Source organism: Serratia sp. K1WW1 (assembly GCF_055790865.1).
Window position 1 is genome coordinate 2,244,098 of record NZ_CM147697.1, and the last position, 21,785, is coordinate 2,265,882.

Consider the following 21,785-nt stretch of genomic DNA (forward strand, 5'->3'; position numbering starts at 1 on the left):
CGCTACTTGGCCGCGGCTTCCTCTGCCTTTAGTATTTTGTGTAACTCATCCTTGATATGTAGCTTCTCTTTTTTCAAGCGAACCACCTCGTCAGAGTAGCCGTTGCCTGCTGGCCCTTCTAACCTGGAGATTTGGTGGTCGAGTTGGTTGTGCTTATCAAACAATGACTGGAAGCGGGGGTGGCTTGATTTCAGGTGCGATATTAACTCACGGTATTCTGGAAACATACTCAAGCTCCTTTGAGTCAAACTGTACACTGGAGGGCTTCTCCACTTTCACTGTAACCCAGCGTGGATTTATTTAAAATGGCGCTAGCTAGCAAAAATAGATCCTGCTGTGCAGATTGATGACAACGTGGCAATGTTGCTGAAGGGGCAGGGGCGCCGCATGCTGCGCCCGCTTAGCTTTCTGCGTGATTTTGCCAAATGCCCGTGCGTAACGTTGCCGGAGAGAACTCTACGTTTCTGCCGCGCCAGCCCAAGGCCTGGCGAAAACGCCATGCACTGGTGATATCAAATCGCCAGTAGCGCTCGGCTCCTTCGACGGCTGCATTTTCTGCCTGCCATAAGATCTGGGTTTCCCCTTGTAAATGTAGAATGTCTCCGCGTGCAAAATCGATAAACAACAGCGCCGCCCTCGGCTGTGCCAGCAGGTTTCCTAGCGTATTCATATAACGGTTGCCGCGAAAATCCGGTATCCACAGGGTTTCGCCAGCCAGATGGATGAACCCAGGCTTACCGCCGCGATGCGAGATATCCACGCCACCTTGCGCTGAATCACCGTGGGCATAGCTGGCCACAAAGCAGGTATCCGCCTGTTGGATCAGTTGTCGGGCCTGATCGTCTAACGAACTCAACTGCTCAATGGGGGCGGCAACGCTCGGCTCGGCGAACAGCTCTCGCCGTTGAATGTACTGCGGACAGTTGCCAAAGCTTTGTTGCACCATAATCTCCACGCGGTTTTTATCCGTGCGGCTAATGATGCCGTTAACCCGGTTGCGCCTGCGGTTACTGAAATCTAGCCCCAATGCGCCGACAGGCTGGCCGGGATAGAGCGCTGCCTGAGCAGGATCGTCCGCCCGGCGAGGCGAAACGATCCGCAAATGTGTTTCATCTGGCGAGCGCAAAAAGCCGGTAGGCCCACTGAACAATGTAGCAACCGGCCATTGCCGTTCATCCAGTGTGGCGACAAACAGGTAGGGCAGGTGAGCGAAGAACTCGCGATGTTGATCGGGCATGGCGGTATAGATATTCCCGCTCACCGCATCAAAACCGGCCAGATCCTGCGCCAACTGCTCATCGGGATGAAACATGGAGGGAGACATGTTATTGGCCTACAGCCTGGTCAGGCAGGGGTAACGCAGGCATAGGGAAGAACCCGGGCAGCGCGGCAATACGATCTAGCCAGTGCTGGATTGCGGGGAAGGGCTTGAGGGGAAGCCCACCTTCCGGGGCGACCGCCACGTAGCTGTAACAGGCCAGATCGGCAATCGTCGGCAAAGACGTTGCCAAAAATTCGCGTTCTGCCAAGTGTTGCTCTAACTGGGGTAAAAAGCGTGCGCTGATGGCTTGTGCAGACGGGTAGTTCTCTGGCGCAGAAAATTGCACCACCATCCGGCAGGATGCGGGGCCATAGCGTACCTCTCCGGCCGCTTTGGAAAGCCAGGCTTGCACTTGGGCGGCTGCCAACGGATCTTCTGGTAGCCAGTGGCTATCTGGCGCATAGCGTTTCACCAGGTACACCATGATGGCGTTGCTGTCGCTCAATACCTGCTCATCGGCCAGCAATACCGGGATCTGCCCAACGGGATTAAGCCGCAGGAACGCCTCGCTGCGGCGCACCGTGGCCGGGGCTTCGCAATACTCATAAGGCAGATCTAGCATCCGCAATAGCAGCTCGACGCGGTGGCAATGGCCAGAGGCCGGAGTGCCGTACAGTTTCAAGGTTTGCATGGTGAGTCTCCTTTATGGTCTTGCTGACCAGAATACTCTTGCGCCAGATGATGGGTATCCGGGAAGATGGCAATTGATAATTTCACTTGGCGGAATAATCTATGGATCGTTTGGACGAGTTGGCGATTTTTGTGGCGGTGATCCAGCAGGGGAGTTTGGCCGGTGCGGCCCGCAAGCTGCGTCGTTCCGCTCCGGCGGTAACCCGAGCTATTGCTTCTTTGGAGCAGCGGTTGGGGGCGCGGCTGGTGGAACGCACTACCCGGCGTCTGGCACCTACGGAGGCCGGTTTGCGTTTAGCCGAACGCGCGCGTGCTCTGTTGCATGACTATCAAGATGCGGTAATGGATACCGCAGAGGCTCAACTGAGCGGACTGCTGCGTATTACTTCGCCGGTACAGTTTGGGCGCAAGCATGTGGCACCAATGGTGATGGCTTTTCTCGAACGTTATCCGCAAATCCACATCGACATGCAGTTAAATGACCGCAATCTGGAGCTGATCGATGAAGGGCTGGACGTGGCGGTGCGCATCGGGCATTTACAGGATTCCTCCAAGGTGGCGCGTAAGCTTGGAGAGGTGACACGCATCACCGTGGCTAGCCCAGCCTATCTGGCGCAACGAGGGGTTCCGCTGGAACCGGCGCAGTTAAGCGATCATGACACTATTGTAGGTACTCTACGTCCGACGTCAGGTGAATGGCGCTTTGGGCCTGACGAAAACGGTGAGCGAGTACGCTTGACGCCGCGCTTGTTGTTGAACGAGGTGGAAACTCAACTGTTGGCAGTGCGGGCAGGCAAGGGGATTGCTCGGCTGCTGTCTTATCAGGTGGCGGACGATCTGGCCAATGGTACGCTGGTGCGGCTGCTGGCCGCCTACGAGCCCCAGCCAGTGCCGGTGCAATTGGTGGCGAATAACGTGCAATACATGCCGCTGAAGGTGCGCACCTTTTGGGATTACGCCTATCAGCACCTTAGCCAAATTGCGCAAATACAACCAGGTAGTTGAGATACCTTAATTATATGGCAATGGCATCTCCCCCCTCACCCCAACCCTCTCCCCGAAGGAGAGGGAGCTGTGCAGTGTTGTTGTCGCGTATGGGGTAGGGCTGAGGTACGTTAAACACCTATGCAATTTACCCAATTTATTTCCGAGTTTCATGGATGAAACTTTAAAATAACGGCGAAAATGTTTAACCAGTGAAACTTATTGCGGGAAAAAATAAATTTATATCGCCGATCACGCATTGCTGCATTTGCTATCTTGACAATATTTTAACATGTTGCTAATAGTTAACTCACATCTTAAATAATAAACAAAGTTTAATATATGAAACTTCTAGCGGGCAGTTACGATAACGCAACGACGGTGGCTGATGAAAACGAGATCCTGCTCTCATTTCAATCCCGCAGTCAGCGAGTTTACCAACAGCAACGTCATGAGTTGAATATGGCTTATGGGGATGCGCCGCGTGAAGTTTTTGACTGGTTTTATTCAACTGAAGAATATAAAGGCACGATAATATTTATTCACGGCGGCTATTGGCAGTTTTGTGATAAACAGGATTTTGCTTTTATTGCCAGCATGCCATTGTCATTAGGTTTTGATGTGGTGCTGGTGGAATATACCCTGGCGCCAGCGGCTAACCTGGCTGATATTTGTCAGCAAATTGGGGTAGCGCTGGATGTCATCGAGCGGCGGCTGAAGCCGCGTGGCGATAAGCCGGTTTATCTCACTGGTCATTCTGCCGGTGGACATTTGGCGGCATATTGGCAACACCATCCGCTGGTGCAGGCGGTGTTTCCCATCAGCGGTATTTTTGAGTTGCAGCCGCTGCTGTCGAGCTACGTAAACCAGCAGCTAAAGCTGACCACCCAGCAGATAGAGGCCTTAAGCCCGGCGCGTAATATACCGCTATCTTTGAAGCCCATGGTGCTGTTTTACGGCGCGGCGGAACTGCCGGAGCTGATTGGGCAATCGCTTTATTATTATTCTGCATTGCGGGCGCAGGGGCTGCCGGTTAGCCGTTATGCGCTCCCCGGTGCTAATCATTACAGCGTGCTGGATGCGGTCTTTGCTGCCGATGGCGCTCTGAAACCGTTTCCTGCTTACCGATGGAGAGTATCTTGATGCGCACAGTCATTGAAACCGGCCTGCCGGAGATCGGGCAACCTTTTTCCTGGGCGACCAAAGGCGGAGGGATGTTATTCACCGCTCATGGCCCGGTCCGCCAGGATGGCACTATTGAAACCGGAGACCCGGAAAAACAAATCACGCTGACGTTTGATAATTTAGCCACCACGCTGAAGGCTGCCAATAGCCATAGCGATAATGTATTACAGGTTATTGTTTATCTTACCGATGTTAATGACGTTAAGTTGCTCGATCAAATCTACAAACAATATTTTAATTATCCGTATCCCAACCGCTCAACGGTGATTGTTGATAAATTGGTGGTGCCAGGGATGAAAATAGAAATCACCGTTAGCGCTGTCGCTTAATTAACAATTAAATTTAAATATTAAATACCCTATGAATTTCAAGTTACAGCTAGGCGACAAGTGCGTGTGTCCCCGGGAGCTTACTTAAGTAAGTGACCGGGGCTCTCGCACGCAGATAACAACGCTGTAGCTTGAAAGGCGACGGGTATTCACCTGCTGATTCATTACATAATGAGTTAAGGATAATCTATGTTCGCACATATTACCCCGTCAACGCCCGATCCTATTATGTCACTGATGGAAGCCTATATGCAGGATGCTAATCCGCAAAAGGTTAATTTGGGTATCGGTCTGTATTACGATCATCAGGGTAATATTCCCCTGATGCAGGCCGTACATATTGCCGAACAGCGTTTACTGGAACAACAGCGGCCACATACTTACCCACCAATCGAAGGTTCTGCACTGTTTGCCCGCCAGATCCAGACGCTGCTGTTTGGTGAGCCGGCGGACCGTATTGCTACCGTACAAAGCGTGGGTGGATCTGGCGCACTGAAGTTGGGTGCCGATTTTATCTATCACTATCTGGCGCGCCGCGAAATCTGGGTTTCCGATCCGACCTGGGCCAACCACTGGGCAATCTTCGAAGGCGCTGGCTTGAAGGTGAATACCTACCCGTATTTTGACGATGCGTCTGGCCAACTGCGTTTGGAAGCCATGCTCGACATGCTCTCCACTTTGCCGGAAGGGGCAGTGGTATTGCTGCACCCGTGCTGCCATAACCCCACTGGCACCGATCTCAGCCCGGCGCAATGGCAAATGGTGATCGATGTGGTGCAACAGCGTCGGCTACTGCCTTTCTTTGACATCGCGTATCAAGGCTTTGGCGGTGGGTTGGATGAAGACTGCTTCGCGCTGCGGGCGATGTTGAAAACCGATGTGGATTTTCTGGTCAGCAATTCTTTTTCCAAGAACGTGGCGCTGTATGGCCAGCGTTTAGGGGGGCTATCGGTGCGGTGCGCTACGGCCGAGGCTGCGGTGAACGTGAAAGGCGCATTGAAGACGCTGATCCGTCGCAGTTATTCCTGCCCGCCGACTCACGGCAGCCAGATTGTGGAAACCCTGCTGGCAGACCCGCAGCTATACCAACTGTGGGCCAGTGAGTTGACCACCATGCGTCAACGCATCAAACAGATGCGCGTTGGCCTGGCAGCAGGCCTGGAACAGGGCGGTACCACGCTGGACTACACCCGTATTCGCGATCAAAAGGGCATGTTCAGCTACACCGGGTTGAATGAACGCCAGCTCGGTCAACTGCGGCAGCAATATTCCATTTACCTGGTGGCACCCGGCAGGATGTGTCTGCCTGGCCTGAACCAGCAAAACCTGGACTATGTGACTGCCGCCATCCTTGACGTTACCCGTACCGCATAGAAAAGGTGAGCAACCATGAAAGATGCGAAACGTTTTGACGCTATCGCCCAGCGGCAGGATGGGCTGAAAAAGCACCTGACCGCCGGGCAGATGTCGATGCTGGCTATCGGTGGAGCCATCGGTACCGGCCTGTTTCTGGGGAGCGCTTACGCAATCCAGATGGCTGGGCCAAGCGTACTGCTGAGCTATTTTATCGGCGGGGTGATTGCGCTGCTGCTGATGGGATGCCTGGCGGAAATGACTTCCGAGCACCCAACCCCAGGATCGTTCGGCGATTATGCCGAGTTCTATCTCAGCCCGTTGTTTGGCTTTCTGGTGCGCTATTCCTATTGGTCTTGCGTGGTGTTGGCGGTGGGCACCGAGGTGACCGCCATCGGCATGTATATGCAGTTCTGGTTCCCGGGCACGCCGATCTGGCCGTGGGTGCTGTTGTTCTCGGCGGCGGTGATCGTCGTCAACGTGGTTGGGGTCAAGTCTTTTGGCCAGGTGGAGTACGCCCTCTCTACCGTCAAGGTTGTGGCCATTTCAGCGTTTATCATGATTGGCATCGGCATCCTGGCGTTTTCCGCTAACCCGACCTTCGGCATCCGTAACTTCACCGACAACGGTGGCTTCTTCCCGTTCGGGGTGAAAGGCATGTGGTTTGCGGTGATCGTTTCGATATTCAGCTATCTGAGTATTGAGATGATCGCGGTTGCCGCAGGGGAAGCGAAAAACCCGGTGGTTGCCGTGAAAAGCGCGTTTAAAGGCACCATTCTGCGGCTGTTTATCTTCTATATGATGTCGATAGCGCTGATGCTGGCCATCGTACCGTGGCGGCAGTCTGGCACCGGTGAAAGCCCGTTCCTGGTGGCGATGAACGTGATCCATCTGCCTGCCGCCGCCGGGATCTTTAACTTTGTGGTACTGATTGCTGCACTGTCTGCCATGAACAGCCAGTTGTATATCACCACCCGCATGATGTTTTCACTGTCCCGTGCCGGGCAGGCACCGGCGGCGCTGGGGCGGCTCAGCAAACGGGGTATTCCGGTCAACGCGCTGGCGCTCTCTTGCGTGGGGATTATTGTCTCTATCGTGCTGAGTATTGCCGCTCCAGAGAAATCGTTCGCGGTGATGATGTCGATCTCGGTGTACGGTGCCTGTTTCACCTGGCTGATGATCTTTGTTACTCACCTGTTCTTCCGCCGCCAGCATACGCAGACGCACCTCAAGTTCCGCATGTGGGGTTATCCTTACTTTACCTTGGCGGGGGCGCTCCTGATGGCTGGCTTGATGATAACCACGTTGTTCACGGACTTCTTTAGAATGACGCTGTGGTTTGGCATTCCCTTCACCGCGCTGCTAGTCGCCATCTATTTCTACAGTCGACGAGGGCAGGCATCGGTTGCAGCTGAAGCACCGGTACAGAGTTTGGAGTAATGTTGACCGGGCTGCGGCCCGGCCATGCACTAAAGCTGGCTTTTGGGGATGATGTGGTCGCCAAAATTCAGGCGTTGGCGGCCTGGCTCTGGTTCAGTGAGAGGGGCCACTTCTTTCAGGCTGTTTTTGCAGCGTAAGACCAGTTCCTGATACTGGAGTGTGCCAGTGCGTTTCCAGGCTAATTCCTGTTCGGTCAGTTCGCGGATCACCCTTGCCGGGCTGCCAATCACCAGTTGATTGGCGGCAATATCCGCGGCGGCCTTGACGAAGGAACCCGCGCCGACAATGGAGTTCTCACCAATGACCGCACCGTCCATGATGACGGCATTCATGCCAATCATCGCGTTACGGCGCACGCGGCAACCGTGCAGTATGGCGCTGTGGCCGATATGCCCATCTTGTTCGACTACCGTGTCCTGCAGCGGGAAGCCGTGCATCACGCAGTTATCCTGCACGTTGGCACCGTCTTCGACCACAATGCGCCCAAAGTCCCCGCGCAGGCTGGCATTGGGGCCGATGTAGACGCCTTTGCCGATAATCACGTCGCCAATCAGGACCGCAGTGGGGTGAACATAGCTGCTGGGATCGACCACTGGCGTCAAGCCGTCAATCTGATACACGGGCATAGCGCAAACTCCTCAAAATGTAGTGGGATCGCGCGGCAGTCCGCCAAAGCGGCGATAGTAACCGGCACTGGGTGCAGGTAGGGTGCCGATGGAGGTTTCTGCCAAAGCGCTGACATATTCCGTCGCGGCGCGATCCACTCGCTGATAGATATTGATGCACAGGTTGCGGGCGATTTGGCCTTCCCATTGAGCGGGTAACAGGGCATCTGGCAGCAGGGGATCTTTCAACACCACGCGGCGGAAAAAGTGGATTAATAATAGCTTAATCTGAAAGCATCGCAGGGGCGTCAGTTCTTGTTCGTCGGCTTCGCGCAGCAGGGCCATCAACGGGCGGAAGGAGACGATAAACTCATGGTAGTAACCGGCTACCTCGCTCAACGACCAGCAGTTGGCGACCATTTGGCGCAGCGTCTGTTCGGAACGGTTATAGGGATAGTCGGCACGGAAGTAGATCACCTGTTCACTGGCGTTGAGCTCGCCGAGCAGGGCGGTGACGTCGGTTTGCGCATGGGTGGGCGCGGCCATCAGATTGTTGGCGATCTGGCCAAAGCCCAGCCAGCCCAGCTCTTTTTTCAGCCGTGCACGCTCGGTTTTTTCCGCACTTTCCAACAGCAGTAGCTCCCACTTGCCATCCCACTGCGGCTGCTCGCTGAGGTAGATTTTGGATTCGGCATGGCGAAACTGGCGCATACCCTGTTCGGTAACGCGGTAATAGCTGCGCCGCCCGATCTTTTCTACGTCCAGCCAACCTTCTTTTTGCAAACGAAAAACTGAGGTACGCACGAAACGATCGCCGAAGCCCAGGGCTTCCAGCAGTGCGCTCAAGCTGCCCAGCCACACCTCACCACCGCGATGGCTCAGCGCATCACCGTAGAGTGAGATGATCAGTGAGGTGCCGCTGATCGGTTGGGCACTTAACGCATGGCGGATAAAGTCGTCCAGTTTATGTTCCATATTTTTCCCTGGGTAAGCCTTTGCTGAGACACGACATTAACATAAATGACAAAGGCTTGCCCCTCACCCCAACCCTCTCCCACAGGGAGAGGGAGCTGGTAGCCCCTGCCCGTTTGGAAGTAAAGCGATAATCTAAGCTAACTCGAACAGTTCAGAGAGGGAGCTGGTAGCCCCTGCCCGTTTGGAAGTAAAGCGATAATCTAAGCTAACTTGAACAGTTCAGAGAGGGAGCTGGTAGCCCCTGCCCGTTTGGAAGTAAAGCGATAATCTAAGCTAACTCGAACAGTTCAGAGAGGGAGCTGGTAGCCCCTGCCCGTTTGGAAGTAAAGCGATAATCTAAGCTAACTCGAACAGTTCAGAGAGGGGGCTGGTAGCCCCTGCCCGTTTGGAAGTAAAGCGATAATCTAAGCTAACTCGAACAGTTCAGAGAGGGAGCTGGTAGCCCCTGCTCGTTTGGAAGTAAAGCGATAATCTAAGCTAACTCGAACAGTTCAGAGAGGGAGCTGGTAGCCCCTGCCCGTTTGGAAGTAAAGCGATAATCTAAGCTAACTCGAACAGTTCAGAGAGGGAGCTGGTAGCCCCTGCCCGTTTGGAAGTAAAGCGATAATCTAAGCTAACTCGAACAGTTCAGAGAGGGAGCTGGTAGCCCCTGCTCGTTTGGAAGTAAAGTGATAATCTCAGCAAACTAGGGCTTCTCTTCATCTCATCCAAGGTGAATCACTCTAATTTCAAACACACTCGATCGGTCCCCCTATCTAAGGTGAGTCACTCTAATTTCAAGCGCACTCGATCGGTCCCCTCTCCTTTTGGGAGAGGGTTAGGGTGAGGGGAAAAATCACCGTGGCCGCAGATCGATCACCCGCTGGGCCTTGCCTTCCGAGCGAGGAATATCCCCACAGTTGGCAATGCTGACGTCGGTGCTGACCCCGACAATCGATTTGATATGGTGACGCAGCTGGTGGCAGATATCGCAACGCTGCTGGTGGTTAAGCGTCAACGCCGACTCTTTCAGCTCCACTCGTACCGCCAAGGTATCCAGATGCCCGGCACGGCTCACCTGCAGCTGATAATGCGGCGACAGATGCTCGAACTGCATAATCTGTTCTTCCACCTGTGAAGGGAATACGTTCACGCCGCGAATGATCAGCATATCGTCGGAACGGCCGGTGATTTTGCCCATCCGGCGCATGTTGCGGGCATCCCCTGGCATTAAGTGGGTGAGGTCGCGCGTACGATAGCGGATCACCGGTAGAGCCTCTTTGGTCAGCGTGGTGAAAACCAGTTCACCATGCTCGCCGTCAGTCTGTATCGCGCCCGTCTCCGGGTTGATGATCTCCGGCAGGAAGTGGTCCTCCCAGATGGTCGGGCCGCCGCCGCTTTCGGCACACTCCATCGCCACGCCTGGCCCCATCACTTCGGAAAGGCCGTAGATATCAAGCGCTTTGATCCCCATGCGTGACTCGATCTCATGACGGAGGGACTCTGTCCAGGGTTCTGCACCGAACACGCCCAAACGCAGTGAGCAGTTGCGCGCATCGCCGCCCATTTTGCGTTCCAGCTCGTCGATCAACGTCAGGCAGTAGGAAGGGGTCACCATGATCACATCGGGTTTGAAATCCAGGATCAGCTGCACCTGCTTCTCCGTCTGGCCGCCGGACATCGGGATCACTGCCGCACCCAGGCGTTCTGCGCCATAGTGTGCGCCCAACCCGCCGGTAAACAGGCCGTAACCGTAGGCAACGTGGATTTTGTCTTTGGCCGTGGCCCCGGCAGAGCGCAGGCAGCGGGCGACAATATCGGCCCAGTTATCGATATCCCTCTGGGTATAACCGACTACCGTTGGGCGGCCGGTGGTGCCAGATGAAGCATGAATGCGTACTACCTGTTCCATCGGCACGGCAAAGGTGTCGAACGGGTAGTTGTCACGCAGGTCCTGCTTGGTGGTGTAAGGGAATAACGCCAGATCGCTCAGTTGCTTCAGATCGCTCGGGTGAACACCAGCCTGACCGAACTTGCGCTGATACATAGGTACGTTGTTGTAGGCATGGTGCAGGGTCCATTGCAGGCGTTCCAGTTGCAATGCTTCGATTTCGTCGCGTGAAGCAAATTCAATCGCGTCGATGGGCCGTGGATTTGTAGTCATCTTTTTAGCCTCGCAGGTGTTAGACACGCTCAATAATCATGGCAATGCCCTGACCGACGCCAATGCACATGGTGCACAGTGCGTAGCGGCCAGCGCGACGTTCCAGCTCAAACAGGGCGGCCAGCGCCAGGCGCGCACCGCTCATGCCCAATGGATGGCCAAGCGCGATGGCACCCCCGTTGGGATTAACCTGTTCGGCATCATCCGGCAGACCAAGCTGGCGCAACACCGCCAACGCCTGTGCGGCGAATGCTTCGTTAAGTTCAATGACGTCCATCTGCGCCAGGCTTAAACCGGCGATTTCCAGGACTTTGCGGGTCGCGGGCAGCGGGCCGATCCCCATCAATCGTGGCTCTACGCCGCAGGTGGCGGTGGCGACAATGCGCGCCCGTGGCGTCAGACCTTGCTGCAGGGCCATGGCTTCGGAAGCGACAATCAGCGCCGCCGCACCGTCGTTGACGCCAGAGGCATTGCCAGCCGTGATACAACCCGGCTGACGGAACGGTGTTTTCAGTTTTTGCAGCTGCTCCAACGTGGTTTCTGCGCGTGGATGTTCGTCTTCGCTGAACTGAGTAATGACTCCTTTCTTGCCGCTGAGGCTCACCGGGATAATTTCCTGTGCCAGGATCCCCCGCTGTTGTGCCAGGGCGGTGCGCTGCTGGCTGCGCAGGGCAAAGGCATCCTGATCGGCACGGCTGATGCCAAACTGCGCCGCGACGTTTTCGGCGGTTTCCGGCATCGAGTCGGTACCGAAAGCTTCATGCATCAGCGGGTTAACAAACCGCCAGCCGATGGTGGTATCAAACAGCTGTGCCTGACGGCTGAAGGCGCTGTCCGCCTTGCCCATTACCAGCGGGGCTCTGGTCATGGATTCGGCCCCTCCGGCCAGGAGCAGACTGGCTTCACCGGCCTTGATGCTGCGTGCCGCCATCGCCAACGCATCCAACCCTGAACCGCATAGCCGGTTGATAGTGGTACCTGAAACGTTTTGTGGCAGCCCGGCCAGCAGTGCCGCCATACGGGCCAGATTGCGGTTGTCTTCCCCGGCCTGATTGGCACAGCCGAGGATTACGTCATCTACCCGTGACCAGTCCACGTTGGGGTGGCGTTCCAGCAGAGCACGTAGCGGCAGGGCGGCTAAATCGTCGGCCCGCACGTTTGCCAGTGCGCCGCCGTAACGGCCAATTGGCGTGCGGACGCCATCGCAAATAAAGGCCTGACTCATGGCTGCTCTCCTAAAATGTTGTGGCCCAACCGATGGGCGCGGCCACGGAACCAGGCGACGGTTTTCCCCAGTTGGTTAACGATCTCAACGTCGTATAATCCGGTGGTTTTACCCTGATGGCGCACTTTCGCGCAGGCGGTGAGGCGATCGCCTGCCAGCGCTGGGCGGATAAAATCGATGGTGCAACCTGAAGCGACCGCCGCCAGCCCCTGACTGTTGCAGGCATAAGCAAAGGCGGTATCCGCGAGGCTGAACAGTTGGCCACCGTGACAGGTCTGGTGGCCATTGAGCATCTGCGGGCCGACGGTCATGCTGACTTTGGCCATGCCGGCATCCACGGCATCGATGCGCATATCCATTGCCTGTGCGCAGGTATCCTGGCTAAACATCTGTTCGGCGCAACGCTGGGCCAGCGCGCGGGGAGTGTTGGCATTCATCAGCATTCGGCTCCTGAATAATTGGCGGCATAACGGCGCAGCAGCGGCATTGGGCGATAGCGGGATTCTGCGTAATAACGTTGCAGATTTTCCAGCGTGTTGAGGATCTGTTGCCAGCCGAGCCTGCTGCCCCAGGCCAGCGGACCTTGCGGGTAGTTGACGCCAAACCGCATGGCATCGTCGGTATCAGCGGCGTTGGCCACGCCTTTATTCACCACGTCCAGGGCTTCATTTGCCAGCATGGCGACGGTACGCATCACCAGCAGGCCCGGATAATCAGGCAGGTGGATCACCTGTTTACCCAGCGATTGCAGCAGGCGGATGACCTTGGCCGTGTGCGGCACCGCGTTCTGCTCGGCGCTGCTGATGGCGATAGCGGGGGCGTGCTGATAGTTGACGGACAGGTCGAACAGAACCACGGGCGATCCGATTTCTTCGGCGACTTGGCTTGCTGTTTTACCATTTGTTAACATAAATGTAACTTCATCGATCCGGGCAAACGGACTGGTCTGGCCAGGATGTTTGATCGCCGCCGCATTTCCCGTCAGCAACTGTGCAAACTCACCGATGGCCGACCAGTCGCCGTGCAACGTGACGGACTGAGGCAAGTCAGCCGTTACCGCCGAAGCAAAAGTTGCTGACGGTACGGCCTGCTCACTGCCATAACGGTAGAAACCCCGGCCACTCTTGCGGCCCAAATGCCCGGCAGCTACCAGTTCCTGCTGCACCAGCGAAGGAGTAAAACGGCTGTCCTGATAGAAAGCGTGATAGACCGACTCGGTGACGGCATAGTTGACGTCTTGACCGATCAGATCGGTCAGTTGCAGCGGTCCCATGGCGAAACCACCGGCATCACGCAGTACGGCGTCCAGGGTGGCCGGATCGGCAATCTGTTCTTCCAGCGCGCGCAGGGTTTCACCGTAGAACGGCCGGGCTACGCGGTTGACAATAAAGCCTGGCGTAGAACGGCACACGACGCTGTGCTTACCCCAATGTTGAGCCAAGGTTTGCAGGTTGCTCAGCGTTTCCGGGCTGGTTTCCAGCCCTCCGACGATCTCCACCAGTTTCATCAGCGGAGCCGGGTTGAAGAAGTGCAGGCCCGCCATGCGCTGCGGATGCTCAAGCGCACTGGCGATGGCGGTAATAGAGAGTGAAGAGGTATTGCTGGCAAACAGCGTATCGGTAGAGCATATCGCCTCCAGATCGCGAAACAGGCTCTGTTTGATCGCCAGCTTTTCCGCCACCGCTTCGATCACCAGGCTACTGTCGGCCAGATCGCTCAACGAGCCGGTCAACTGAATATGACCCAGCAGGGTTTCGGTGCTGTGGGCATCGGCCCTACCGGCCTCGACCCGCTTGCGCAGGCGTTGCCCGAGTTGTTCCAGCGCGCGGGAGGCGGCGGGCAGGGCGATATCGAACAGCTTGACCTGATACCCTGCCGCAGCGGCCACCTGGGCAATGCCGATCCCCATGGTTCCGGCACCAATTACGGCCACCGTTGCGGAGGTGGTTATGGTATTTATCGCCATCTTCTCTCTCATGGCTGTATCCCGTTCATGGCTATTTCCCGCTGAAGTTCGGTGAACGTTTGGCGAAGAAGGCGCTGACGCCTTCGCGATAGTCTTCACTACGGCCACCCAGGCGCTGTAAATCGCGCTCTAAATCGAGTTGCTGGTCGAGCGTATTGCTGGCCGAGCTGTACATGGCTTTTTTAATCAGCCCCAGGCCGTAAGTAGGTTGGGTAGCAAGCTGTTTGGCCATGCTCTGGGTGTGGTCGGCCAGCTCGGCGGCAGCCACGACCTGCCAGATCATTCCCCACTCCAGCGCCTTCTGAGCGCTGATTTTGTCCCCCAGCAGCGCCATACCCATGGCTCGCGCATGTCCGGCCAGGCGTGGCAGATACCAACTGCCGCCGGAGTCTGGCACCAGGCCCAGTTTGCAGAAAGATTGGATGAAGCTGGCGTTGTCGGCGGCCACTACGATATCGCAGGCCATTGCCAGTGCGGCACCCGCTCCGGCAGCAACGCCGTTGACCGCGCAGACAATCGGCTTGGGTAGGGCGCTCAGGCGGCGGATTAGCGGGTTGTAAAAACGTTCTACGGACAGCCCAAGATCCGGAGGGGCCTGATCCACACTGACGTTACGATCGTTCAGATCCTGCCCGGCGCAGAAGCCGCGCCCGGCACCGGTGATCAGCACGCAACGCACGCTGTCATCGCGCTCGGCTACGGTCAGCGCCTCGCTAAGCTGGTGGTGCATTTCATCGTTAAAGCTGTTGAGCCGGTCGGGGCGGTTCAGGGTTATGGTCAACACCCCGGCTACGATGTGGCTAAGAATTAATGCGTTTTCCATAAATCAGCGCCCTTGATAGTTCGGTGTGCGTTTTTCGAAGAAGGCGGCAATGCCTTCCCGGCGATCTTCGGTGGCGGCCAGGGTGACAAACTGCTGGCGTTCCATCTGCAAGCCCTGGCTGAGGCCGGTTTCCTGCGCCTGTTTTAGCGCCTGTTTGGCCGCGCGCAGCGCCAGCGGTGCCTGTTGGCTGATGCGTTGGGCCAGTTGTTGAGTACGCTCCAGCGTTAATGCGTCGACGCAAACCTCGCTCACCAGCCCGGCTTGCAGTGCGCAGCGGGCGTCTATGGCTTCACCGGTCAGCACCATTTGATAGGCGCGGGACTTGCCCACGCTGCGGATCAGGCGTTGAGTACCACCCGCACCGGGTATCAGGCCTAAAGTGATTTCCGGCAGGCCGAAGCGAGCGCTTTCGCCGCAAATCGTAATGTCGCAGGCCAGAGCCAGCTCGCAGCCAGCACCGAGCGCGTAACCGTTCACCGCCGCCAGCAAGGGTTTGCTGAACTGGGCCAAGCGCTGCCATAGCAAAGGGCGGTGATCGAGCTGGGTGGCGGCGACATCCTGCTGCTGTAATTCGCGCAGATCGGCACCGGCGGCGAAGAACCGGGCGGCACCGGCGATCACCACGGCACCGACATCGGCATCGCTATCGGCCTGTTCCAGTTGATAAACCAACTGCTCCAGGCTGGCGGTGCTCAACGCATTGCGGGCATCGGGGCGGTGCAGCGTCAGTGTGACCACGCGTTGCTGCTGTTCGCGCAGGATCCAAGGGGTTTCCATCGTCGGCTCCTAAACGTCAAAGTCCAGCACCACGCCTTCACCGCGTGGCCAGGACTGGCAGCTCAAGACATAGCCTGCCGCCAGTTGATCCGGCTCCAGGCTGTAGTTGATCGCCATATCCACCTCACCGGCCTTCAGCTTGCATTTGCAGGTGGCGCAGACGCCGCCTTTACAGGCATAGGGCAAATCGGCTCCTTGGCGCAATGCGGCATCCAGAATGCTGTCATCCTCGCTGCCGACGTCGATTTTGAGGCTGCGACCGTCAAGCCGGATCTCTACCTGGGTAGCGTTGCGGCTACCTGCATTGGCAGGCCGGGCCACGATGCCGCTGGTGTTGAAACGCTCGCTGTGAATACGCTCGGCAGGCATACCGGCCAGCTCCAGCACGGTGTGCGCGTCGTCCATCATCGCTTCTGGGCCGCAGATAAAGGCGTGGTCGAACTCGTTGAAGTCCACCAGCGTGTTACCTAGCGCGGTCAGGTGGTCACGGTCGATGCGGCCACTGAGCAGTGGGCTGTCGAGATTTTCCTGGCTAAAGAGATACAGCGGCTGGAAGCGCTGTGGATAACGGTTTTTCAGATCCGAGAGGGCTTCTTTAAACATCACCGAGCGGCTGGTGCGGTTGCCATAAATCAGCGTGAACTGGCTGTTGGGTTCCAATTGCAACGTCGCCTTGATGATCGACAGCATCGGTGTGATGCCAGAACCGGCGGCAATCGCCAGATAGTTGCCCTGCGTTTGTGCCTGCGGCTGGTAACCAAAACGGCCTTGCGGCAGCATCACTTCCAACTCGTCTCCCACCTGCAAACTTTGGTTTATAAACGAAGAGAAGCGCCCCTGATGGATCGCCTTGATGCCGATTTGCAATACGCCATCCTGCGGTGCACTACAGATGGAATAGCAGCGGCGCAGCTCTTCGCCATTGACCCGCGCTTTGAGCGTGAGGTGCTGGCCGGGGGTATAGCCGTAATGGGATTTCAGTTCGTCCGGGACGCGCAGCGTGATGGCTACGGCGTCCGGGGTTTCGCGCTCGATGGCTGCGACATTCAGGCGATGAAAGACCGTCATGGTTTTCAGTACTCCTAAATACATTTGAAATAGTCGAACGGTTCCCGGCATTCGCAGCAGCGGTAAAGCGCTTTGCAGGCGGTGGAACCGAACTCGCTGATCTTTTCCGTATGCTCGCTGCCGCAACGGGGGCACTGCACCGGGCCGTGGGCTAAAGGCTTCTCACAGGTTTGCCCCTGCGGTGGTGCCACGCCGTATTCACGCAGGCGCTGGCGAGCATCCGCATTCATCCAGTCGGTGGTCCAGGCCGGGCTGAGGCTGATGGTGATCTTCACCGGGCTGAAACCCGCCTCGTTCAGCGTCTGTTCAATGGCGTTGAGCAGGTACTCGGTCGCCGGGCAGCCGGAATAGGTTGGGGTAAAGGTGATGTGCCAGCCTGCACCGTCGCGCTCCACGTCACGTACCATGCCCAGATCGGTAATGGACAGTACCGGCAGTTCGGGATCGCTGATCTGCTGTAAGCAGTGCCAGATCTGCGGGATCTCGGCCGGTTGCAGTCGGGTGATATTCATCATTGCCTCTACCAGTTGCAGTTCGGGTAAGCGCGTGGCAGAAACTGCATCTCTGCCAGCATTGGGCCGAGGTGTTCTGTGTGCCGCCCTTGTTTGCCGCCGTGGCGAAATGCCTGCTCGGTGGGCAGCGTGAGCGTGGCCTGTTGCAGCGTATCGTTCACCATCGCCTGCCACGGTGCCTGCAATTGGCGTGGATCGACGGCAATACCCCGTTCGGCCAATTGCAGCTCAATCTCGTCGGCGTGGAACAGCTCGGCGGTGAAGCGCCACAGATCGTTTAATGACTGCTGGATCTTCTGGTGGCTGATTTCACTGCCGTCACCCAGGCGGATCATCCAGCCGTGGCTGAAGCGCAGGTGATAATCCGCTTCCTTCAGCGACTTGGCGGCGATGGCGGCCAGTTGGCCGTCTTTGCTGCGGCTCAATTCCCGGTGCAGCAGCACGTGGTAGGTATCGAGCAGGAACTGGCGTACCAGCGTGTCGTTAAAGCCATCGTTGGGTTGTTCTGCCAGCAGCAGGTTGTGGAATTCACGTTCGTCGCGGCCAAAGGCCAGGCTGTCTTCGCTGTGCTGCGGGCCGGAAAGCTCGGCGGCATAGGCCAGGAAATTACGCGCCTGGCCCAGCAGATCGAGGCCAATATTGGCCAGTGCCAGGTCGATCTCCAGCTCAGGAGCATGACCACACCAAGCGCACAGGCGCTGTGCCAGAATGAGCGGTGTATCGCCCAAGCGCAGGGCATAGCTGATTGTTGCTGCGTTACTCATCGTCATGGCCTGCCTCTACATGTTCTTGATGCCGTCGGGGATGGTGTAGAACGTGGGATGACGGTAGATTTTGTCGTCGGAAGGATCGAAGAATGCCGCCCGATCCTCCGCTTGAGAGGCGATCAGGTGGCAGGATTGCACCACCCAGATCGAACAGCCCTCACTGCGGCGGGTATAGGCATCGCGGGCGTTTTCCAGCGCCATCTGATCGTCTGCAGCATGCAGGCTGCCAACGTGGCGATGGGCCAAACCCTGCTTGCTGCGGATAAACACTTCATACAACGGCCATTCGGCGTGAGTCATTTTTCTCTCCTCGATTAAGCTGCATTTGCCGCGCGTTTGCTGGCATGTGCCATGGCACCATCCCGAACCCAACTGCCTTCGTCCCAGGCTTTACGCTTGGCTTGCAGGCGTTCGTGGTTGCACTGCCCACGCCCCTGGATCACTTCGTGCAGCTCTGCCCAGTCGATCTCGCCAAAGCGGTAATGTCCGCTGGCTTCATCCCATGCCAAATCGGCATCGGGCGCAGTCATACCCAGGGCTTCCAACTGCGGTACGGTGTTGTCGATAAACTTCTGCCGCAGCTCGTCATTGCTGTGGCGTTTGATCTTCCAGGCCATGCTCTGTGCGCTGTGGGGGGAATCGCTATCGTTGGGGCCAAACATCATCAGCGCTGGCCACCAGAAGCGGTTGATGGCGTCCTGTAACATGGCCTTTTGCGCTTCGCTGCCCTGGGCCATCACCATCACGGCTTCGTAGCCCTGACGCTGGTGGAAGCTCTCTTCTTTACAGATTTTCACCATTGCTCTGGCATAGGGGCCGTAAGAGGCACGGCACAGGGCTACCTGATTGACGATGGCGGCACCGTCGACCAGCCAGCCGATCACGCCAATGTCAGCCCAGTTCAACGTTGGATAGTTGAAGATAGAGGAGTACTTCATCTGACCGGCGAGCATCTTTTGGTAGATATCCTGGCGGGTGCAGCCGAGGGTTTCCGCTGCGCTGTACAGATAAAGACCGTGCCCGGCTTCGTCCTGGACTTTCGCCAGTAACACCGCTTTGCGCCGCAGGGATGGGGCGCGGGTCAGCCAATTGGCTTCTGGCAACATGCCGACCACCTCGGAATGCGCGTGCTGGCCGATTTGCCGGATCAGATTGCGGCGATAGGCATCCGGCATCCAGTCTTTGGCTTCGATGGAGATATCGGCGGCGATCTTGTCGTCAAAGTGCTGCTGAAATTGTGCGTCAGTTGTCATACTTGCCTCTTGGTGATTCATGTTTTTCACATTAAAACCAAAAATGTGAATCACTTTAACTAAGCATGAAGTTACAAGTTGATAACAACAAGATCAAATACAAATACTGTGGTTTTGCGATGGCTATCACAATGTGTTTTGTTATTTAATTGATTTAAATGGTTATTTGTTTTTAGTGTTTATCGATCAACTTGGCGTTAACGCACCGATCTGATGATTTTGTTTTGCTTTTGTTAAATTTTAACCTGGCGCAGAGTGGAAAATATGTGATACATCATTAATCTTGATAGTGTCTATTTATGAATTCCGGAGGAGCAAATGCAGCAGTTAACCAGTTACCTTTCTGGCGCTTGGGTGTACGGCCAGGGTCAATCCCGCGAGATCCAGCATGCCGTTACCGGCGAGCCTTTGTATCAGGTCTGCTCCGACGGGCTGCCGTTGGCCGCCAGCCTGAACTATGCCCGCAAGCTGGGTGGCACGGCGCTGGCAAAGATGACGTTTCAGCAGCGCGCCCAGATGATGAAAGCGGTGGCTAAACACCTGCTGGCCAATAAAGAGGCGCTATATCAGATCTCCTATCAAACCGGGGCCACGCGCAATGACAGTTGTGTTGATATTGAAGGTGGTATCGCCACGCTGTTCTCCTATGCGGGATTGGCAGGGCGCGAATTGCCGGACGATACGCTGTGGCCGGAAGATGAGCTGATCCCACTTTCCAAGCAGTCGCAGTTTGCCGCACGCCATGTGCTGACCTCTCGCCCTGGCGTTGCGCTGCATATCAACGCCTTTAACTTCCCCTGCTGGGGAATGCTGGAGAAGCTGGCACCCACCTGGCTGGCGGGGATGCCAGCCATCATCAAACCCGCCACGGCTTCGGCACAGCTAACCCAGGCGATGGTGAAGCTGATTATCGACAGCGGGCTGGTGCCTGAAGGGGCATTGCAACTGATCTGCGGCGGCGTGGGCGATATGTTCGATCACCTCGATTATCAGGATGCGGTCACCTTTACCGGCTCGGCGCAAACCGGGCAGAAGCTGCGTTCACACCCGCGTCTGCTGCAAAAATCCATTGCCTTTACCATGGAAGCCGACTCGCTTAACTGCTGCGTGCTAGGCGAGGACGTGACGCCAGAGATGCCGGAGTTTGCGCTGTTTATCAAAGAGGTCAGCCGCGAAATGACCAGCAAGGCGGGGCAAAAGTGTACCGCTATCCGGCGCGTTATCGTTCCGGCTGCCCGCATTGCCGAGGTACAGCAAGCGCTGTTGCAGCGCCTGGCTGGCGTAAAGATTGGTGACCCACTGTTGGAGCAAGTGCGGATGGGGGCGTTGGTCAATCAGGAACAGCGCGACGACGTGCAGCAAAAGGTGGAATTCCTGCTGCGCAATGGCTGTGAGCCACTCTGTGGCGCTACGCTGGATAAATTGGAGGTGGTGGGCGATGGCGCGCAATCAGGCGCTTTTTATCCGATCACCCTGCTGTACTGCGCCGATCCGTTCCGCCATCAGGCCGTACATGGCACCGAGGCGTTTGGCCCGGTGGCGACGCTGATGCCTTATCAAACCTCCGAACAGGCCATTGAGTTGGCGTTGCTGGGGCAGGGTAGCCTGGCCGGATCGTTGGTGACGGCTGATGCGGAGCTGGCTTCACAGTTTATTCGAGCAACCGCTTGCGCCCACGGCCGTATGTTGGTGCTGGATCGCCACGCTGCTACGGAATCGACTGGCCACGGCTCACCATTGCCTTTGTTGGTGCATGGCGGGCCAGGGCGAGCTGGCGGCGGGGAAGAGCTTGGTGGGCTGCGGGCGGTAAAACACTATATGCAGCGCACGGCGATCCAGGGCAGCCCGTCGATGCTGGCGGCCATCAGCCGTGAATGGGTTCGGGGTGCTGACGTGGTGGAGGAACAGGTCCACCCGTTCCGCAAATACTTTGAGCAGTTGCAGATTGGCGAAAGCTTGCTGACCGCCCGCCGTACCATTACCGAAGCCGATCTCGTCAACTTTGCCTGCCTGAGTGGCGATCACTTCTACGCGCATATGGACAAGATCGGTGCGGCGGAGTCACTGTTTGGTGAGCGAGTGGCCCACGGTTACTTTGTGGTTTCTGCCGCCGCCGGGCTGTTTGTCGATCCGGGCGTCGGGCCGGTGATTGCCAACTACGGCATGGAAAACCTGCGTTTTATCGAACCGGTGAAGATTGGCGACACCATTCAGGTGCGGTTGACCTGTAAAAAGAAAATCCGCAAGCCGCAAAAAAACACCGAGGATCGTCCGCATGGCGTGGTGGTCTGGGATGTACAGGTGCTCAACCAGTATCAGCAGGCCGTGGCGCTGTACAGCATTCTGACGCTGGTGGCGCGCCAGGAAGGGGATTTCAACACGGTGCACTAAGGCAGGATCGTCGGGGCATCATGTTAAGATGCCCCGAC

22 protein-coding genes are annotated in these 21,785 nt (G+C 56.8%); 6 read left to right on the top strand and 16 right to left on the bottom strand.

Annotation, left to right across the window (positions count from 1 at the left end; all coding sequences use genetic code 11):
• Window positions 1-2 precede the first annotated feature (2 nt).
• The 3 genes from ACX9GU_RS10065 to ACX9GU_RS10075 all read right to left on the bottom strand — a co-directional run bounded on the left by ACX9GU_RS10065 (window position 3) and on the right by ACX9GU_RS10075 (window position 1,952).
• Window positions 3-227 carry an HP1242/YdcH family protein gene (locus ACX9GU_RS10065; RefSeq protein WP_021180872.1) on the bottom strand — a complete coding sequence of 75 codons (225 nt, stop codon included), beginning with the start codon at window positions 225-227 and terminating at the stop codon, window positions 3-5.
• 173 nt (window positions 228-400) lie between these two features.
• Window positions 401-1,324 carry a pyridoxamine 5'-phosphate oxidase family protein gene (locus tag ACX9GU_RS10070; RefSeq protein ID WP_473194656.1) on the bottom strand — a complete coding sequence of 308 codons (924 nt, stop codon included), beginning with the start codon at window positions 1,322-1,324 and terminating at the stop codon, window positions 401-403.
• Window position 1,325: 1 nt separating this feature from the next.
• A complete protein-coding gene (locus ACX9GU_RS10075) occupies window positions 1,326-1,952 on the bottom strand; it encodes a glutathione S-transferase family protein (RefSeq protein ID WP_473194657.1) in 627 nt (208 codons plus the stop codon).
• A gap of 101 nt (window positions 1,953-2,053) precedes the next feature.
• Between ACX9GU_RS10075 and ACX9GU_RS10080 the strand changes: the two genes are divergently transcribed.
• The 5 genes from ACX9GU_RS10080 to ACX9GU_RS10100 all read left to right on the top strand — a co-directional run bounded on the left by ACX9GU_RS10080 (window position 2,054) and on the right by ACX9GU_RS10100 (window position 7,242).
• Window positions 2,054-2,956 (top strand): LysR family transcriptional regulator, encoded by a 903-nt coding sequence (locus ACX9GU_RS10080; protein ID WP_473194658.1) that lies wholly within the window; start codon window positions 2,054-2,056, stop codon window positions 2,954-2,956.
• Between the two features lie 321 nt (window positions 2,957-3,277).
• Window positions 3,278-4,078, top strand: coding sequence for an alpha/beta hydrolase (locus ACX9GU_RS10085; RefSeq protein WP_473194659.1), 801 nt, complete (start codon window positions 3,278-3,280; stop codon window positions 4,076-4,078).
• Window positions 4,078-4,449, top strand: coding sequence for a RidA family protein (locus ACX9GU_RS10090; protein WP_121607203.1), 372 nt, complete (start codon window positions 4,078-4,080; stop codon window positions 4,447-4,449). The genes ACX9GU_RS10085 and ACX9GU_RS10090 overlap by 1 nt, the downstream gene beginning before the upstream one ends.
• A 189-nt stretch (window positions 4,450-4,638) precedes the next feature.
• Window positions 4,639-5,823, top strand: coding sequence for an amino acid aminotransferase (locus tag ACX9GU_RS10095; RefSeq protein WP_473194660.1), 1,185 nt, complete (start codon window positions 4,639-4,641; stop codon window positions 5,821-5,823).
• A gap of 15 nt (window positions 5,824-5,838) precedes the next feature.
• Window positions 5,839-7,242, top strand: a complete 1,404-nt coding sequence (locus ACX9GU_RS10100) for an amino acid permease (protein WP_059201139.1) — start codon at window positions 5,839-5,841, stop codon at window positions 7,240-7,242.
• A gap of 29 nt (window positions 7,243-7,271) precedes the next feature.
• Here the strand turns inward: ACX9GU_RS10100 and paaY are convergent, their stop codons facing one another.
• From paaY to paaA, 13 genes are all read right to left on the bottom strand, one after another.
• Entirely contained in the window at window positions 7,272-7,868 is a 597-nt protein-coding gene (gene paaY, locus ACX9GU_RS10105) for a phenylacetic acid degradation protein PaaY (RefSeq protein WP_473194661.1), read from the bottom strand.
• A gap of 12 nt (window positions 7,869-7,880) precedes the next feature.
• Window positions 7,881-8,822 carry a phenylacetic acid degradation operon negative regulatory protein PaaX gene (gene paaX / locus ACX9GU_RS10110; RefSeq protein ID WP_071680927.1) on the bottom strand — a complete coding sequence of 314 codons (942 nt, stop codon included), beginning with the start codon at window positions 8,820-8,822 and terminating at the stop codon, window positions 7,881-7,883.
• Between the two features lie 835 nt (window positions 8,823-9,657).
• On the bottom strand, window positions 9,658-10,965 hold the full coding sequence (gene paaK, locus ACX9GU_RS10115; RefSeq protein WP_473194662.1) for a phenylacetate--CoA ligase PaaK: 1,308 nt from the start codon (window positions 10,963-10,965) through the stop codon (window positions 9,658-9,660).
• A gap of 19 nt (window positions 10,966-10,984) precedes the next feature.
• Window positions 10,985-12,190 carry a 3-oxoadipyl-CoA thiolase gene (gene pcaF, locus ACX9GU_RS10120; protein ID WP_473194663.1) on the bottom strand — a complete coding sequence of 402 codons (1,206 nt, stop codon included), beginning with the start codon at window positions 12,188-12,190 and terminating at the stop codon, window positions 10,985-10,987.
• Window positions 12,187-12,627, bottom strand: a complete 441-nt coding sequence (paaI, locus tag ACX9GU_RS10125) for a hydroxyphenylacetyl-CoA thioesterase PaaI (protein WP_473194664.1) — start codon at window positions 12,625-12,627, stop codon at window positions 12,187-12,189. Before paaI ends, pcaF begins: the two co-directional genes overlap by 4 nt.
• Window positions 12,627-14,168: a 3-hydroxyacyl-CoA dehydrogenase gene (locus ACX9GU_RS10130; RefSeq protein ID WP_473194665.1), complete on the bottom strand. Its 1,542-nt coding sequence runs from the start codon at window positions 14,166-14,168 to the stop codon at window positions 12,627-12,629. Before ACX9GU_RS10130 ends, paaI begins: the two co-directional genes overlap by 1 nt.
• A gap of 19 nt (window positions 14,169-14,187) precedes the next feature.
• Entirely contained in the window at window positions 14,188-14,979 is a 792-nt protein-coding gene (paaG, locus tag ACX9GU_RS10135; protein ID WP_473194666.1) for a 2-(1,2-epoxy-1,2-dihydrophenyl)acetyl-CoA isomerase PaaG, read from the bottom strand.
• A gap of 3 nt (window positions 14,980-14,982) precedes the next feature.
• Window positions 14,983-15,756 (bottom strand): 2,3-dehydroadipyl-CoA hydratase PaaF, encoded by a 774-nt coding sequence (paaF, locus tag ACX9GU_RS10140; protein ID WP_473194667.1) that lies wholly within the window; start codon window positions 15,754-15,756, stop codon window positions 14,983-14,985.
• Between the two features lie 9 nt (window positions 15,757-15,765).
• A complete protein-coding gene (gene paaE, locus ACX9GU_RS10145) occupies window positions 15,766-16,824 on the bottom strand; it encodes a 1,2-phenylacetyl-CoA epoxidase subunit PaaE (protein WP_021180888.1) in 1,059 nt (352 codons plus the stop codon).
• 14 nt (window positions 16,825-16,838) lie between these two features.
• Entirely contained in the window at window positions 16,839-17,336 is a 498-nt protein-coding gene (gene paaD / locus ACX9GU_RS10150) for a 1,2-phenylacetyl-CoA epoxidase subunit PaaD (RefSeq protein ID WP_065683386.1), read from the bottom strand.
• 8 nt (window positions 17,337-17,344) lie between these two features.
• Entirely contained in the window at window positions 17,345-18,106 is a 762-nt protein-coding gene (gene paaC, locus ACX9GU_RS10155; protein WP_473194668.1) for a 1,2-phenylacetyl-CoA epoxidase subunit PaaC, read from the bottom strand.
• Window positions 18,107-18,115: 9 nt separating this feature from the next.
• A complete protein-coding gene (gene paaB / locus ACX9GU_RS10160) occupies window positions 18,116-18,403 on the bottom strand; it encodes a 1,2-phenylacetyl-CoA epoxidase subunit PaaB (RefSeq protein WP_021180891.1) in 288 nt (95 codons plus the stop codon).
• A 14-nt stretch (window positions 18,404-18,417) separates the two neighbouring features.
• The gene (paaA, locus tag ACX9GU_RS10165) at window positions 18,418-19,356 is read right to left on the bottom strand and encodes a 1,2-phenylacetyl-CoA epoxidase subunit PaaA (RefSeq protein WP_237734238.1); all 939 of its coding nucleotides are present in this window, start codon (window positions 19,354-19,356) and stop codon (window positions 18,418-18,420) included.
• Between the two features lie 318 nt (window positions 19,357-19,674).
• On the opposite strand from paaA, the gene paaZ reads away from it, so the two are divergent.
• Window positions 19,675-21,747 carry a phenylacetic acid degradation bifunctional protein PaaZ gene (gene paaZ, locus ACX9GU_RS10170; RefSeq protein WP_473194669.1) on the top strand — a complete coding sequence of 691 codons (2,073 nt, stop codon included), beginning with the start codon at window positions 19,675-19,677 and terminating at the stop codon, window positions 21,745-21,747.
• Window positions 21,748-21,785: the final 38 nt, after the last annotated feature.

What these genes read in the sequence shown, in the direction of transcription:
- paaG (WP_473194666.1), bottom strand. Translation starts at nt 14,979, where the DNA reads ATGGAAAACGCATTAATTCTTAGCCACATCGTAGCCGGGGTGTTGACC.
- pcaF (WP_473194663.1), bottom strand. Translation starts at nt 12,190, where the DNA reads ATGAGTCAGGCCTTTATTTGCGATGGCGTCCGCACGCCAATTGGCCGT.
- paaA (WP_237734238.1), bottom strand. Translation starts at nt 19,356, where the DNA reads ATGACAACTGACGCACAATTTCAGCAGCACTTTGACGACAAGATCGCC.
- paaX (WP_071680927.1), bottom strand. Translation starts at nt 8,822, where the DNA reads ATGGAACATAAACTGGACGACTTTATCCGCCATGCGTTAAGTGCCCAA.
- paaD (WP_065683386.1), bottom strand. Translation starts at nt 17,336, where the DNA reads ATGAATATCACCCGACTGCAACCGGCCGAGATCCCGCAGATCTGGCAC.
- paaK (WP_473194662.1), bottom strand. Translation starts at nt 10,965, where the DNA reads ATGACTACAAATCCACGGCCCATCGACGCGATTGAATTTGCTTCACGC.
- ACX9GU_RS10090 (WP_121607203.1), top strand. Translation starts at nt 4,078, where the DNA reads ATGCGCACAGTCATTGAAACCGGCCTGCCGGAGATCGGGCAACCTTTT.
- paaY (WP_473194661.1), bottom strand. Translation starts at nt 7,868, where the DNA reads ATGCCCGTGTATCAGATTGACGGCTTGACGCCAGTGGTCGATCCCAGC.
- ACX9GU_RS10070 (WP_473194656.1), bottom strand. Translation starts at nt 1,324, where the DNA reads ATGTCTCCCTCCATGTTTCATCCCGATGAGCAGTTGGCGCAGGATCTG.
- ACX9GU_RS10130 (WP_473194665.1), bottom strand. Translation starts at nt 14,168, where the DNA reads ATGAGAGAGAAGATGGCGATAAATACCATAACCACCTCCGCAACGGTG.
- paaB (WP_021180891.1), bottom strand. Translation starts at nt 18,403, where the DNA reads ATGACTCACGCCGAATGGCCGTTGTATGAAGTGTTTATCCGCAGCAAG.
- ACX9GU_RS10085 (WP_473194659.1), top strand. Translation starts at nt 3,278, where the DNA reads ATGAAACTTCTAGCGGGCAGTTACGATAACGCAACGACGGTGGCTGAT.
- ACX9GU_RS10075 (WP_473194657.1), bottom strand. Translation starts at nt 1,952, where the DNA reads ATGCAAACCTTGAAACTGTACGGCACTCCGGCCTCTGGCCATTGCCAC.
- paaC (WP_473194668.1), bottom strand. Translation starts at nt 18,106, where the DNA reads ATGACGATGAGTAACGCAGCAACAATCAGCTATGCCCTGCGCTTGGGC.
- paaF (WP_473194667.1), bottom strand. Translation starts at nt 15,756, where the DNA reads ATGGAAACCCCTTGGATCCTGCGCGAACAGCAGCAACGCGTGGTCACA.
- ACX9GU_RS10095 (WP_473194660.1), top strand. Translation starts at nt 4,639, where the DNA reads ATGTTCGCACATATTACCCCGTCAACGCCCGATCCTATTATGTCACTG.
- paaE (WP_021180888.1), bottom strand. Translation starts at nt 16,824, where the DNA reads ATGACGGTCTTTCATCGCCTGAATGTCGCAGCCATCGAGCGCGAAACC.
- paaZ (WP_473194669.1), top strand. Translation starts at nt 19,675, where the DNA reads ATGCAGCAGTTAACCAGTTACCTTTCTGGCGCTTGGGTGTACGGCCAG.
- paaI (WP_473194664.1), bottom strand. Translation starts at nt 12,627, where the DNA reads ATGAATGCCAACACTCCCCGCGCGCTGGCCCAGCGTTGCGCCGAACAG.
- ACX9GU_RS10065 (WP_021180872.1), bottom strand. Translation starts at nt 227, where the DNA reads ATGTTTCCAGAATACCGTGAGTTAATATCGCACCTGAAATCAAGCCAC.
- ACX9GU_RS10100 (WP_059201139.1), top strand. Translation starts at nt 5,839, where the DNA reads ATGAAAGATGCGAAACGTTTTGACGCTATCGCCCAGCGGCAGGATGGG.
- ACX9GU_RS10080 (WP_473194658.1), top strand. Translation starts at nt 2,054, where the DNA reads ATGGATCGTTTGGACGAGTTGGCGATTTTTGTGGCGGTGATCCAGCAG.